The 14,454-nt window shown below is 64.0% G+C and carries 12 protein-coding genes; 2 read left to right on the forward strand and 10 right to left on the reverse strand.

Translation table 11 applies throughout. The features are described 5' to 3' along the window. From A3AU_RS0112110 to recQ, 3 genes are all read right to left on the reverse strand, one after another. Entirely contained in the window at positions 1 to 1,242 is a 1,242-nt protein-coding gene (locus A3AU_RS0112110) for a tyrosine-type recombinase/integrase (protein WP_027053059.1), read from the reverse strand. Between the two features lie 254 nt (positions 1,243 to 1,496). Beyond that, positions 1,497 to 1,760, reverse strand: coding sequence for a PilZ domain-containing protein (locus A3AU_RS1000000137800; RefSeq protein WP_081294238.1), 264 nt, complete (start codon positions 1,758 to 1,760; stop codon positions 1,497 to 1,499). Positions 1,761 to 2,200: 440 nt separating this feature from the next. Next, the gene (gene recQ, locus A3AU_RS0112115) at positions 2,201 to 4,045 is read right to left on the reverse strand and encodes a DNA helicase RecQ (protein ID WP_027053060.1); all 1,845 of its coding nucleotides are present in this window, start codon (positions 4,043 to 4,045) and stop codon (positions 2,201 to 2,203) included. A 228-nt stretch (positions 4,046 to 4,273) separates the two neighbouring features. Between recQ and A3AU_RS0112120 the strand changes: the two genes are divergently transcribed. Continuing rightward, entirely contained in the window at positions 4,274 to 5,695 is a 1,422-nt protein-coding gene (locus A3AU_RS0112120; protein WP_027053061.1) for a coniferyl aldehyde dehydrogenase, read from the forward strand. 67 nt (positions 5,696 to 5,762) lie between these two features. Here A3AU_RS0112120 and A3AU_RS0112125 read toward each other — a convergent pair whose 3' ends face one another. Together A3AU_RS0112125 and uxaC are read right to left on the reverse strand one after the other, a co-directional pair. Beyond that, a complete protein-coding gene (locus A3AU_RS0112125) occupies positions 5,763 to 6,101 on the reverse strand; it encodes a cupin domain-containing protein (RefSeq protein ID WP_027053062.1) in 339 nt (112 codons plus the stop codon). A 53-nt stretch (positions 6,102 to 6,154) separates the two neighbouring features. Then, a complete protein-coding gene (gene uxaC / locus A3AU_RS0112130) occupies positions 6,155 to 7,564 on the reverse strand; it encodes a glucuronate isomerase (protein ID WP_027053063.1) in 1,410 nt (469 codons plus the stop codon). 142 nt (positions 7,565 to 7,706) lie between these two features. Between uxaC and A3AU_RS0112135 the strand changes: the two genes are divergently transcribed. Next, positions 7,707 to 9,197, forward strand: coding sequence for a mannitol dehydrogenase family protein (locus tag A3AU_RS0112135; RefSeq protein WP_027053064.1), 1,491 nt, complete (start codon positions 7,707 to 7,709; stop codon positions 9,195 to 9,197). Between the two features lie 54 nt (positions 9,198 to 9,251). On the opposite strand, the gene A3AU_RS0112140 is transcribed toward A3AU_RS0112135, so the two are convergent. The 5 genes from A3AU_RS0112140 to A3AU_RS0112160 form a co-directional block, all read right to left on the reverse strand. Then, a complete protein-coding gene (locus A3AU_RS0112140; protein ID WP_027053065.1) occupies positions 9,252 to 9,659 on the reverse strand; it encodes a F0F1 ATP synthase subunit epsilon in 408 nt (135 codons plus the stop codon). Between the two features lie 99 nt (positions 9,660 to 9,758). Continuing rightward, positions 9,759 to 11,339, reverse strand: coding sequence for a F0F1 ATP synthase subunit beta (atpD, locus tag A3AU_RS0112145; protein WP_027053066.1), 1,581 nt, complete (start codon positions 11,337 to 11,339; stop codon positions 9,759 to 9,761). 70 nt (positions 11,340 to 11,409) lie between these two features. Continuing rightward, complete coding sequence (locus A3AU_RS0112150) at positions 11,410 to 12,297, reverse strand: F0F1 ATP synthase subunit gamma (protein WP_027053067.1); 888 nt, start codon at positions 12,295 to 12,297, stop codon at positions 11,410 to 11,412. A gap of 32 nt (positions 12,298 to 12,329) precedes the next feature. Continuing rightward, on the reverse strand, positions 12,330 to 13,859 hold the full coding sequence (atpA, locus tag A3AU_RS0112155) for a F0F1 ATP synthase subunit alpha (RefSeq protein ID WP_027053068.1): 1,530 nt from the start codon (positions 13,857 to 13,859) through the stop codon (positions 12,330 to 12,332). Continuing rightward, positions 13,859 to 14,419 carry a F0F1 ATP synthase subunit delta gene (locus A3AU_RS0112160; RefSeq protein WP_027053069.1) on the reverse strand — a complete coding sequence of 187 codons (561 nt, stop codon included), beginning with the start codon at positions 14,417 to 14,419 and terminating at the stop codon, positions 13,859 to 13,861. The genes atpA and A3AU_RS0112160 overlap by 1 nt, the downstream gene beginning before the upstream one ends. Between the last annotated feature and the right edge of the window lie 35 nt (positions 14,420 to 14,454).

Consider the following 14,454-nt stretch of genomic DNA (forward strand, 5'->3'; position numbering starts at 1 on the left):
CTACTCTGCGGCCAGCTTGCGCCGCCCGGCAAGCGGGATCACTTTGCCCTTGCCACCAGCGCTGGCGAGAAAATCGGCCCACGCTGTCATTAGCTTGCGACGACGCTCCAATGCCGTTCCGCGTCGATATGCCTGTTCGGCTTTGTCGCCGACGACATGCGCCAGCGCAGCCTCTGCCACCTCACGCGGAAAATTGGTGCAATCGCCAGTCCAGTCGCGGAAACAGGACCTAAAGCCATGGATAGTCGTTTGGTCCTTGAGTTCCCATCGGCGCAATAACATCTCCATCGAGGCCGCAGAGATCGATCTACCCTTGCGCAAGCCCGAGAAGACATACGGGTTATCACTGCGCCTCGGCAGTGAGCGGATAAGCGCAATGGCACGAGGCGAAAGTGGCACCTCGTGCTTGCGCCCGGCCTTCATGCGGTTTGCCGGGACCGTCCAGACCTTCTGCTCGAAATCGATCTCGTCCCATGTCGCGTTGACGGTCTCGCCCGACCGTGCGGCGGTGAGTATCGTAAACTCAAGGACCTTCGCGTCCATGCCGCTGGCCTCGCGCAGTCGCTGCATGAATGCCGGCACGTTCTGATAGACCATCGCACGATGATGGCCGCGTCGCTTCAGCTTTTCAGGCTTTGGCAGGATCGCATCGAGATGACCACGCCACATGGCCGGGTTCTCGCCGGACCGCCAGCCACGCATCTTGGCAAAGCTGAGCACCCGTTCAATGCGGCCGCGAAGTCGCGAGGCTGTCTCGGGCTTGGCTGACCATATGGGCTTCAGCACCTTAAGAACGTCAGCGGTTTCGATTGCCGAAACCTTCATCTGGCCGAGGTATTTGCAATAGGCGTCGCCGAGGGTCATCTGCCACTGAGCCCGGTGCTTAGCATTCTTCCACGAGGCCATTCTGTCCTCGTCGAGGAAGGCCTCCGCAGCCTCGGAGAATGTCGGCTCGGCCTCCTCGCGTTCCGCCTCATGACGAGCATGCAGCAGAGGATCGCGGCCCGCAGAGAGGTTTTTGCGAGCCGCTTCCGCCTTTTCCCGCGCAGCAGCGAGGCCAACGGCAGGAAATGCTCCCATTCCCATCGCTGTGCGCTTGCCATCACGCTTCCACATGAAGACCCACGATTTCGATCCGCTCGGCTCAACCTGCAGGTAGAGGCCGCCGCCGTCGCTGTGGCGTCCCGGTTTCGTTTCGGACTTTACCTCCAAAGCGGAGAGTTTGTTGATAGGGCGCGCCATATCTCTTGCACCTTTCCTTGCACCTCAAGGGTGTCATCGGGTGTGAGTATATGTCAGCGCGCGGCTCGATGAAAATAGGCAAATAGCTGTAAATGATAGGATTTTTCGTCAATTTGGCGAGGCATGTCACCCCCTGACATCTCGACTACGGCGGTCTCCCTCTCCGCCATCCAATCACCAATCCCTCGAGGATCGCGCACTCCGCGAGTGCTCTTGGCGCGATAATTCGGCCAGTTGCTTGATGGCGTGCTGCTTCAATGGATCTGTACCCCAAGCCGCTCGTTCTTCCTCCATCGCACCACCGCACGATATTCGACACCATCCGCGGGAACGTGCAGGACGAACCGCTCGGGAACGATCACGCCCGGCTCCACCCGTAGCTCCGCACCATGAGCGTGTTGATTTCTGACGGAGCAAGCGATTGTCATATTCTCGGTGATAATGGTTCCATCCTTTAGAACGACCGCCCGAGGAAGCGAGCGTCGTTCAATTGGTGGATCACCGGGCTTGCCGCTCATCTTAACCTCCCGAAATCTTGTGTCGATAAACGCATGGCCCGACCGAGACAATCGCACTTAAATTAGCATATACTAAAATAGTTCCGAAACTTCTATTGCGACGCAAGGTCGAGCGGTTTCGGCGACGGTATCAGGTCCAGCCCCGGCAACTGCACGGCGGCGACCTTCCTCGAAAAAAGCAACGCAGGCCGAGGATACGTCTTGCTCGGCATCGAGATGCTGCCGCCTGACAGGCAAAAAGAGCCCGCCCGGAATGGGGATCAAGGGCGGGCCAAAGGTGGCTAGGGATCATCCCAGCTTAGGTCAACGAGCGGCGGAAGGGTTGGTTGCTTGCTCAACTAGTCAAAGCACCACGCCGGTTTGTGCGGCGGCCGATTATTCCAGTCGCGGTTGCGCTCCTGCTAGTGGCCCTCACGGTTTGCCTGATCTCGTGAGGGTTTTCAGACCGACCTGTCGGACCCGTGTCCGGCAATCGCCTTGACAAAAATCTCCCCGAATTCCTTGAGCTTCGCCCCTCCCACGCCATTCACCTCGGCGAAGGCGTCGAGGTCGCGCGGACGGCGCTCGGCCATGTCGATCAGCGTGCGGTCGGAGAACACCACATAGGCCGGCACCTGACGCTCCTTGGCCAGACGCAGTCGCAGCGATTTGAGCGTGGCCAGCAGCGAGGCATCGACGCCTTCGCCGCCCATGCCGGAGCCTTGCGCGGCACGCTTCCGCCCGCGCGCGAGTGGGTCCCGGTTCTCGACGCGGTAGTGGAACGCAACCTCGCCACGGGCGAGCGCGCCGCCGCTGTCCGAAATGGCGAGGCCGCCATGGCCATCGGGATCCGGCATCAGGAAGCCGCCGGCGACCAGTTGCCGGATCAGCGACAACCACACCGTCTTCTTGTGCGCCGCGCCGCTGCCGAAGCTGGTGAGCCTGTGATGGCCCCTGGCCTGCACCTTTTCGGTCTCATGGCCGGTCAGGATATCGATGACATGGGCGGCGCCGAAACGCTGGCCGCTCTGCGCGACCACTGTCAGGATGAGGCGCGCCTCGGCAGCGCCATCAGCGCGCGGCACCTGGTCGACGCAATTGTCGCAATTGCCGCAAGGCTCGGCTTGCTCGCCGAAATAGCCGAGCAGCACCTGGCGCCGGCACTGCGCCGTCTCGCAATAGCCGATCAGCGTATCGAGCCGGCGATGGGCGCGCCTCTTGTGCTCCACCGATGCGTCCTCGTCATCGATGAACAGCCTGCGCATGCGGATATCGCCAAGCCCGTAGAGCATGTGCGCCTCGGCCTTGCGCCCGTCACGGCCGGCGCGGCCGATCTCCTGGTAGTAGGCCTCCAGGCTGCCGGGCATGTCGGTGTGGAAGACATAGGCGACGTCGGGCTTGTCTATACCCATGCCGAAAGCGATGGTCGCCACCATGACGACGCCGGACAGCGTCATGAAGGCGTTCTGATTGGCCTCGCGCGCGTCCTTGCTCATGCCCGCATGATAGGCGAGCGCGGTGACGCCGTTCTTCTCGAGAAAGGCCGCCATCTCTTCCGTCTTCTTGCGCGACAGGCAGTAGACGATGCCGCTCTTGCCTGGGTGACGCTCGATGAACCGCAGCAATTGCCGCTTGCTGTCCTGCTTGGATTCAATCGCCAGCTTGATGTTGGGCCGGTCGAAGCCAAGCACCAGGGTCTCGACCCGCTCGGCAAACAGCCGTGCCTCGATATCGCTGCGCGTGCTCTCGTCGGCCGTCGCCGTCACCGCGATGATCGGCACGTTGGGGAAAATGTGCCGCAACCGCGACAGGTCCTCATATTCGGGCCGGAACGCCGGTCCCCATTGCGAGATGCAATGCGCCTCGTCGATGGCGATCAGGCTGACGTCGAGCCTCGAAAGCGCATCGAGCATGCGCTCGGTCATCAGCCGCTCCGGCGCCAGATAGAGCAGCCGTGTCTGGCCGGAGGCGACACGGCGCCAGGCGGCGACATTGGCTTCGCGGTCCAGCGAGGAATTGATCGTATCGGCGCCGACGCCCGCCAGCCGCAAGGCGGCGACCTGGTCCTGCATCAGCGCCACCAGCGGGGACACGACGAGGGTGAGGCCGCCCATAACCAGCGCCGGCACCTGGTAGCAGAGCGATTTGCCCGCACCCGTCGGCATCACGGCCAGCACATGGCGCCCGCTGAGCAGCGCCTCCATGATGTCGGCCTGGCCGGGGCGGAAATCGTCGAAACCGAACACGTCCTTGAGGACGCGCCGCTTGGGATCCTCGGCCCGGATACCCGCCGCCTGTGCCGACATCAGTCGGACACCGGATTGGAGGCGATTTTTCGGGGATTGGAGAGGATGTGGAAACCGATCAAAGAGACTCTCCGCGTGACGCACTGGAGTAGCGCAGCTGCCCTCCAATCACAACTGGTTGGCGATCGGAGGCGCAGGCCAGAGTGCCTTCCCCAGCGACATCCGCACCCCTGCTGGATTCCTCCGCGCCAGGATGTAAGCTTGGCCAGCCAAGCCAGGGAGGGCGCGATGCTGCAGGTGAGACAGGGCGTCCTCGGCGAACGGTTCAGCTTGCAACGCGCCGCCTTCGAGAAGCAGCCCTTTCCGGACCTCGGCGTGCGGAAAGACCGGCTGAAGCGCCTGCTGGCCCTGACCGAGCGGCACGAGGCTGAGATTTGCGCCGCGATCGATGCCGACTTTGGCGGCCGCTCAATGCATGAAACGCGCCTTGCCGAGCTGTTCGTCGTGCGCGCAGGCATCCGCCACACGCTGTCACATCTGAAAGGCTGGATGCGCGAGCGGCGCGTCGCCACCACCTTGCCGTTCCTGCCGGGCAAAAATCGTCTCTTGCCGCAGCCGCTCGGTGTCGTCGGCATCGTCTCGCCCTGGAATTACCCGTTCCAGCTTGCCGTCGCGCCGGTCACGGCGGCGCTTGCCGCCGGCAACCGTGTGCTGGTCAAGCCATCCGAACTGACACCGGCTTTCTCGGAACTGCTTGCAAAACTCGCCGGCGAGCATTTTTCGCCCGACGAGTTGAGCGTCATCACCGGCGATGCCGAGATGGGCAAGGCCTTCGTGTCGATGCCGTTCGATCATTTGCTGTTCACCGGCTCGACGGCGGTCGGCCGCCAGGTCGCGGTCGCCGCTGCCGCCAACCTGACCCCGGTCACGCTCGAACTCGGCGGCAAGTCGCCGGCGATTTTCGACCCCTCCTGCGATCTTGATGCGGCAACGGCCAGCATCGCCTATGGCAAACTGCTCAATGCCGGGCAGACCTGCATCGCGCCGGACTATCTGCTGGTGCCGAAGGGACAGGCCGGCACCGTCGCAGCCAAATTCGCGGACGCGGTGGCGCGGCTCTACCCCACGCTGCGCGACAACCCCGACTATACCGCCATCATCAGCGACCGGCACTTTCAGCGCCTGCGCGCCATGATCGCGGAAGCCCGCGATGCCGGCGCCGAAATTGTCGAAATCAATCCGGCCGGCGAAGAGTTCGGCACCACGAGCCGCAAGCTTTTGCCGACCCTGGTCAGCAATGCCGGCCCCGATCTGCGGCTGATGCGCGAAGAGATTTTCGGCCCGGTGCTGCCGATCGTCGAATACGCCACCGTCGACGAGGCGATCAGCCATGTGAACCAGGCCGACCGACCACTGGCGCTCTACTGGTTCGGCAACGACAGCGGCAACCGCCAGCGCATCCTGCGCGAGACCATCGCCGGAGGCGTCACCATCAACGACTGCATGCTGCATCTGGTGCAGGAGAACCAGCCTTTCGGCGGTGTCGGTGCCAGCGGCATGGGCGCCTATCACGGCGAATGGGGGTTCCGTGCCTTCAGCAAGGAGAAGCCGGTCTTCCTGCAGTCGCGCCTGAGCGCCGGCGCCATGCTGCGCCCGCCCTATGGCAAGACGTTCGACCGGCTTTTCGGCCTGCTCCGGCACATAACCTGACCAAATTCGCGGCTTCAGTGCCGAATGAAGAGGCGGGCGGCGGCGCGGAGATGGTCGCGAAATTGCCTCAGGCGAGGAAATCAGCCCGGTGCGGGGTAAAACTGTCGACCAGCCGCCCCGCTTCCAGCGCCTTGACGCCATGCACCAGGCCGGATGGCACGATGAAGCTGCCGCCCATCCCGATGATTTCGGTTTGGCCGTCTATGGTCACCTCGAAGCGCCCTTCGGCGACGTAGCTTGCCTGGACATGCGGATGCGAATGCAGGACGCCGACACCGCCCTTGTCGAAGCCGAATTCGACCATCATCAACTGGTCGGTATGGAGGAGGACGCGCCGCCTGTTGCCGTCGGGTGTCGGCGTCCACGCGGCCTCACCGGCATGCGCGAAAATCTTCGGCTTACTCATCGTCTGCTCCCCCATCGCGGATACCTGGCCAACGCTCACCGCACCGCCCTGGTTCAGAGCCGGTACGCTTTCTTGGCAAGCGTATAGGCAAGGTCCTTGGCCAGTTCATGCGCCTCGTCTTCGCGCAGGCGATGCTCGCAAACGAGCCGTGCCAGGAAGGCGCAGTCGACCCGCCGCGCTATATCGTGCCGGGCCGGGATCGAGGGAAAGGCGCGTGTGTCGTCATTGAAGCCGACCGTGTTGTAGAAGCCGGCCGTTTCCGTCGTCATCTCGCGGAAGCGGCGCATGCCTTCCGGACTGTCATGGAACCACCAGGCCGGCCCGAGCCTGAGCGCCGGATAGACGCCGGCCAGCGGCGCCAGTTCGCGCGCATAGCTGCTCTCGTCGAGCGTAAAGACGATGACGGACAGGTCGCGTTCCAGGCCGACACAGTCGAGCAAGGGTTTCAGCGCCGTCACATAGTCGGTGCGCGTTGGAATATCGAAGCCCTTGTCGCGACCGAATCTCTGGAAAATACCAGGTGAATGATTGCGCCAGGAGCCGGGATGGATCTGCAGCACCAGCCCGTCATCCCGGCTCATCTTGGCCATCTCGGTCAGCATCTGGGCGCGGAACAACTTGCGCTCGCGTTCGTCCTCCGAGCCATGGCGGATGCGATTGAACAGCTCCTGCGCCGCTGCGTCGGAAAGATTGGCGGTCTCGGCCGTCGGATGGCCGTGGTCGGACGCGGTCGCGCCAAAGCTCTTGAAGAAGGCACGCCGCTGGCGGTGCGCGTCGAGATAGCCTGCCCAGTTGCCGGTATCGCAGCCGGTGATCTCGCCGAGCCGGTCGAGATTGGTTGAAAACCCTTCGAAATCGGGATCGACGACGGCGTCCGGCCGATAGGTGGTGACGACACGGCCCTCCCAGCCGCTGTCGCGGATCATCTTGTGCCATTTGAGATCGTCGAGCGCGCCTTCGGTCGTGGCGATGACCTCGATGTTAAAGCGCTCGAACAGAGCGCGGGGGCGGAAATTCTCCCACTGCAGCAGCGTCGCGATCGTGTCGTAGTGGCGGTCGGCCGTCTCGGCGTTCAGTGGCTCCTCGATGCCGAACAGATGCGCCAGCACATGGTCGAGCCACAGCCGCGTCGGCGTGCCGCGAAACAGATAGTAATGCTCGGCAAAGCGCCGCCAGATCATCCTGCCGTCGCTCTCGACCGGGGCGCCATCGAGCGTCGGCACGCCGAGATCCTCCAGCGGCACGCCCTGGCTGAACAGCATGCGGAAAATGTAGTGGTCGGGCACGATGAGCAGTTGCGCCGGATCCGGGAAAGGCTCGTTTTGCGCATACCAGCGCGGATCGGTGTGGCCGTGCGGGCTGACGATGGGCAGGGCCTTGATGCCGGCGTAGAGGTCGCGGGCCAGTGAGCGCGAATGCGCTTCGGACGGAAACAGCAGGTCCGGATCGGTCAGCGCGACCATGGGAAAGCGGCTCCTCCCAGTCTGGATAAACCGGTACGTTTGGACAAAGGCGATGTCAACGTGCGCTGGCAAAGCGGCATCCTTGCGGCAGGCGCGAACAGGTGTTACGCCGCCTGTGATCCACCGCCTCCCCAGCCCCGGTATGGTGATGACCAGAAGCCATCTATCCAACTCCACGCTCCAGACGCTGCCCGCCGGGACCAGGTTCCCCGCCTATGATCGCGGCAAGGTCATACCGGGCATCGTGCATCTGGGCGTCGGCGCCTTCCACCGCGCCCACCAGGCCGCCTATGTCGACGAGTGCCTGGCGGCGGGCGAAACGGAGTGGGGCATAACAGGCGTCTCGCTGCGCAGCCCCGACACGCGCGACGCACTGGCGCCGCAGGACGGGCTCTACACGCTGGCGATCCGCAGCAGCGGCGGGGAACAGCTTCGCGTCATCGGCTCCATCGGCTCGATGCTGGTGGCGCCGGAAGACCCAGGCGCGGTACTGGCCGCATTGACCGATCCACACACCCGCATCGTCACGCTGACCATCACCGAGAAGGCCTATCTCAGGGCTGCCGGCGGCGGGCTCGACACCGCCCACCCCGACATTGTCCACGATCTGGCAAATCCACAGATGCCAAGGACGGCGCATGGCTTCCTGACCGAAGCCCTTGCCCGGCGACGCGCCGCCGGCACGGCGACTTTCACAGTGCTGTGTTGTGACAATCTGCCGGCCAACGGCGCCACCCTGCACCGGCTGCTGACCGAATTCGCCGCGTTGCGCGATGCCACGGCCGGCAGCATCGGAATTGCCAACCACATCGCAGACCAGGTCGCCTTTGCCTCCAGCATGGTCGACCGTATCGTGCCGGCGACCACGGACGCCGATCGGGCGCGGATTGCCACCGAGCTTGGCGTCGAGGATGCCTGGCCCGTCATGACCGAACCGTTCTGCCAGTGGGTCATCGAAGACGATTTTCCCGGAGGCAGGCCGGCGTGGGAGAAATTCGGCGTCACCATGGTCAGGGATGTCGGCCCGTTCGAGGACATGAAGCTGAGGCTCCTCAACGGCGCGCATTCGGGCATCGCCTATCTCGGCCTGCTCAGCGGTCATGCTACCGTCGACCGCGCCTTCGCCGATCCGGCGATCCGGCAATTCGTCGACGCGCTCTGGCAGGAGGCCATTCCGACATTGCCGGAGGACGCCGGGCTCGATACATCGGCCTATACGGCCGAGCTCGCCGAGCGCTTCTCCAACACCGCGCTCGCCCACCGCACGGCGCAGATCGCCAATGACGGCTCGCAGAAACTGCCGCAGCGCATCATCGCGTCCGCCATCGAGTGCCTCGAAGCCGGTACCGAGTTCGTGCATCTGACGCTGGTCGTGGCGGCCTGGATCGCTGCCTGCGCCGCGCGCGGGAAGACCTTGCCTGAGAACCATTTCACCGATCCGCTCGACGCGGCACTGACGGCGCTTTTGAGCCAAGAGCTGCCCGCGAACGAGACCGTGACGGCCGTGTTCGACCTGGCCGGTTTTGCCGGGGATCATGCCGAGCGCCAGACGTTGATCGAGCTTGTGGCGGTGCATCTCGTCCACCTGCGGCGGGATGGTCCGACACTGGCCTTCGCCGCCTTGGGCATCTAAACAAAAAAGCGGGGCAATGCCCCGCTTTCGCAATCCGTCTATCGGGAAACGACCTCAGGCTGGCAGCAATGCGCCTTCCAGCGTGGTGAGCTGGCTGAGGAACTGCTCGGCCTTGCTGCGCGACTGATCGTCTTTCGCATCAGCGGCATCTTCCTTGGCTTCCTGGATACGGCGGGCGAGATCCGCACGGTCGACATCCTTGACCGCGACAGCCGATTCCGCCAGCAGCGTGCAGCCGGCCGGGACGATATCGGCGAAACCGCCGAACACGACATAGCGTTCTTCGCCGCCCGAGGCGTTCTTCACCGTGACGACACCGGGCTTGATCGTGGTCATCACCGGCGCGTGGTGCGCCATCACCGTCATCTCGCCTTCGGCGCCGGGGATGACGACGGATTCGACCTGCTCGGAAACCAGCAAGCGCTCCGGCGAGACCAGTTCGAATTTGAAAGCTTCAGCCATGTCAACCTAGCGAGTAGGGAATAGCGAGTAGCGAGTAATAAAGAAACTCGGCCGGCCCACTGATCCCTATTCGCTACTCCCTATTCGCTATTCGCTTGTTTACGCCGCTTCAGCCGCGAGGCGCTGTGCCTTCTCGACTGCCTCGTCGATGCCGCCGACCATGTAGAAGGCAGCCTCGGGCAGGTGATCGTAGTCGCCGTTGCAGAGGCCCTTGAAGCCCTTGATGGTGTCGGCGAGGTCGACCAGCTTGCCCGGCGCGCCGGTGAACACTTCGGCGACAAAGAAGGGCTGCGACAGGAAGCGCTCGATCTTGCGGGCGCGAGCCACCGTCTGCTTGTCCTCTTCCGACAGCTCGTCCATGCCCAGGATGGCGATGATGTCCTGCAGCGACTTGTAGCGCTGGAGGATCGACTGCACCTGGCGCGCGACGCCATAGTGCTCGTCGCCGACGACCAGCGGGTCGAGCATGCGCGAGGTCGAGTCCAGCGGATCGACCGCCGGGTAGATGCCCTTTTCGGCGATGGCGCGGTTGAGCGTCGTCGTCGCGTCAAGGTGGGCGAACGAGGTCGCCGGTGCCGGGTCGGTCAAGTCGTCGGCCGGCACGTAGATCGCCTGCACCGACGTGATCGAACCCTTGGTGGTGGTGGTGATGCGTTCCTGCAACGCGCCCATGTCGGTGGCGAGCGTCGGCTGGTAACCCACGGCCGACGGGATACGGCCGAGCAGAGCCGACACTTCCGAACCCGCCTGCGTGAAGCGGAAGATGTTGTCGACGAAGAACAGCACGTCCTGGCCCTGGTCGCGGAAATATTCAGCAACCGTCAGGCCGGTCAGGCCGACGCGGGCGCGCGCGCCCGGCGGCTCGTTCATCTGGCCATAGACGAGGGCCGCCTTGGAGCCTTCGCCGCCGCCCTTCTTGTTGACGCCGGATTCGATGAACTCGTGATAGAGATCGTTGCCTTCGCGGGTGCGCTCGCCGACGCCGGCGAACACCGAATAGCCGCCATGCGCCTTGGCGATGTTGTTGATCAGTTCCTGGATCAGCACGGTCTTGCCGACGCCGGCGCCGCCGAACAGGCCGATCTTGCCGCCCTTGGCGTAGGGTGCGAGCAGATCGAGCACCTTGATGCCGGTGATCAGGATCTGCGCTTCCGTCGACTGCTCGACATAGGTCGGAGCCGGCTGGTGGATGGAGCGCATTTCGATCGCGTCGACCGGGCCTTCTTCGTCGACCGGCTCGCCGATGACGTTGATGATGCGGCCGAGCATGCCCGGGCCGACCGGCACGGTGATCGGCGCGCCGGTGTCGCGCACTTCCTGGCCACGCACCAGACCTTCGGTCGAGTCCATGGCGATGCAGCGCACGGTGTTTTCGCCCAGGTGCTGGGCAACTTCGAGCACCAGGCGGTTCCCGACATTGGTGGTCTCGATCGCATTCAGGATTGGCGGCAGATGATCGCCGAACTGCACGTCGACGACGGCGCCGATGACCTGGCGGACCTTGCCGACTACGCCCGTTGCCTTGGTGGCCACTGCCGATGTCTTGGCCGCTGCTGCCTTTGCGGGGGCTGCCGCCGCTTTGGCCGGAGCCGCCTTGGCTGCTGCTGCCGGTGCCTTTGCCGCCTTCGCGGGCGCTGCTGCCTTGGGGGCCGCCGTCTTGGGGGTCGCTGCTTTCGCCATCGTCTTTACCCTTTTCGTCCTTTGTTTCTAACGCGGTCCGGTCGCGGGCAGATTGACCCGCGGACCGCGCCTAGAGCGCCTCGGCGCCCGAAATGATTTCGATCAGTTCCTTGGTGATCTGCGCCTGCCGCTGGCGGTTGTAGGTGATCGACAGCTTGTTGATCATCTCGCCTGCGTTGCGCGTCGCATTGTCCATGGCGCTCATCTTGGCGCCCATTTCGCCGGCCGCGTTTTCGAGCAGCGCCCGGAAAACCTGCACCGAGATGTTGCGCGGGATGAGGTCGGAGAGAATCTCGCCCGGCTCCGGCTCGTATTCATAGACCGCGCTGGCGCCATCCGCCGACGCTGCCGGAGCAGACGAAGCGACCGCTGCCGGAATGATCTGCTGCGCGGTCGGAACCTGGCTGATCACCGACTTGAACTGTGAATAGAACAGCGTGCAGACGTCGAAGGCACCCTCGTTGAACAGATGGATGACCTTGCGGGCGATGGCATCGGCATTGGCGAAGCCGAGCGTCTTGACCTCGCGCAGGTCGACACGATCGAGGATCATCGATGCATAGTCGCGGCGCAGTATGTCGAAACCCTTCTTGCCGACGCAGATGATCTTGACCTGCTTGCCGTCGGCCAGAAGCCGGCGGATATGGTCGCGGGCATGACGGGCGATCTGCGAATTGAAGCCGCCGCACAGGCCGCGCTCGGCGGTGCAGACGACGAGCAGATGCACGTTGTCCTTGCCGGTGCCGGTCATCAGCGCCGGGGCATCGCCGCCGCCGCCGATCGCCTGGGTGATGTTGGCCAGGACGGAACCCATGCGCTCCGAATAAGGACGCGCCGCTTCCGCGGCCTCTTGCGCACGGCGCAGCTTCGCCGCGGCGACCATCTGCATCGCCTTGGTGATCTTCTGCGTCGCCTTGACCGAGGCGATACGGTTACGAAGGTCTTTTAATGAAGGCATGCTTCAAACCTGATCCCGTCTTGTCGCTTCGCTCAGGCGAAGGTCTTGGCGAAAGCGTCGATCTCGGCCTTCAGCTTGGCGCGCAGATCGTCCGACAGCGCCTTTTCCTTGCGGATGGCGTCGAGAACGTCCTTGCCCGCCGCACGCATGTGGCTGAGCAGACCCTGCTCGAACTTGCCGACCTGGTTGACCGGCAGCTTGTCGAGATAGCCATTGACGCCGGCGAAGATCACCGCGACCTGCTCTTCCGTCTTCAGCGGCGAGAACTGCGGCTGCTTCAGGAGCTCGGTCAGGCGCGAACCGCGGTTGAGCAGGCGCTGCGTGGCGGCATCGAGATCCGAGCCGAACTGCGCGAAAGCAGCCATTTCGCGGTACTGCGCGAGCTCGCCCTTGATCGAGCCGGCAACCTGCTTCATCGCCTTGATCTGCGCAGCCGAACCGACGCGCGACACCGACAGGCCGACGTTGACGGCCGGACGGATGCCCTGGAAGAACAGGTTGGTTTCGAGGAAGATCTGGCCGTCGGTGATCGAGATCACGTTGGTCGGGATGTAGGCCGACACGTCGTTGGCCTGCGTCTCGATGACCGGCAGCGCGGTCAGCGAGCCGCCGCCCAGATCGTCGTTGAGCTTGGCGGCGCGCTCGAGCAGGCGCGAGTGCAGATAGAACACGTCGCCCGGATAGGCTTCGCGGCCCGGCGGGCGGCGCAACAGCAGCGACATCTGGCGATAGGCGACGGCCTGCTTCGACAGATCGTCGTAGCTGATCAGCGCGTGCATGCCGTTGTCGCGGAAATATTCGCCCATGGTGGCGCCGGCGAACGGCGCCAGGAACTGCATCGGCGCCGGATCGGAGGCAGTTGCGGCGACGATGATCGAATATTCGAGCGCGCCGCGCTCTTCCAGAACCTTGACGAACTGCGCGACGGTCGAGCGCTTCTGGCCGACGGCGACGTAGACGCAGTACAGCTTTTCCTTCTCGGGACCGTTGTCGTGCACCGACTTCTGGTTGAGCATCGTGTCGAGGATGATGGCCGTCTTGCCGGTCTGGCGATCGCCGATGACCAGCTCGCGCTGGCCGCGGCCGACCGGGATCAGCGCATCGATGGCCTTGAGGCCGGTCGACATCGGCTCGTTCACCGATTTGCGCGGAATGATGCCGGGCGCCTTGACGTCGACGCGCTTGCGTTCGGTCGCCTTGATCGGGCCCTTGCCGTCGATCGGATTGCCGAGCGCGTCGACGACGCGGCCGAGCAGGCCCGGACCGACCGGAACGTCGACGATGGCGCCTGTGCGCTTGACGATGTCGCCTTCCTTGATGTCGCGGTCGGCGCCGAAGATGACGACGCCGACATTGTCGGCTTCGAGGTTGAGCGCCATGCCGCGGATACCGCCGGGGAACTCGACCATCTCGCCGGCCTGGACATTGTCGAGCCCATAGACGCGGGCGATACCGTCACCGACGGACAGCACCTGTCCGACTTCGGAGACCTCGGCCTCCTTGCCGAAATTCTTGATCTGGTCTTTCAGAATTGCGGAAATTTCCGCGGCGCGGATGTCCATCAGCCGACCTCTTTCAGTGCAAGCTTGAGCGAATTGAGTTTGGTTTTGAGCGACGTATCGATCTGGCGCGAGCCCATCTTGACCACCAGCCCGCCGAGCAACGACGGATCGACGGTGACGGAGATGGCCACGTCCTTGCCGGCAACGCTTTTCAGCGCCGCCTTGAGTTCGGCCTGCTGGGCAGCCGTCAGCTCGTGAGCCGACGTCACCTCGGCAGCGGTCTCGCCCCGGGCTTCGGCCGCGATCTGGCGGAACGCCTTGATCATGCCGGGAACGGCGAACAACCGACGGTTCTGGGCGACGACGCGCAGGAAATTACCGGCGAGACCGGTGATGCCTGCCTTGTCGGCGACCGCCGCGATGGCCTTGGCCTGGTCCTCACTGGTGAAGACCGGGCTGTTGATCAGCCGGGTCAGGTCGGCGCTGCCCGCGAGCATCGCCTCGAAACGGGTGAGGTCGGCCTCGACCTTGGCCACGGAATTTGCCTGCAGGGCGAGTTCAAACAGCGAACCCGCATAGCGTTCTGCGACACCTGAGATTGGCGATGACGATTGAGCCACGGACCGTCTTTTCTCTTGTCTGACAGGCCGCAGAT

The organism is Mesorhizobium erdmanii USDA 3471, from assembly GCF_000472705.1.
GTDB lineage: Bacteria > Pseudomonadota > Alphaproteobacteria > Rhizobiales > Rhizobiaceae > Mesorhizobium > Mesorhizobium erdmanii.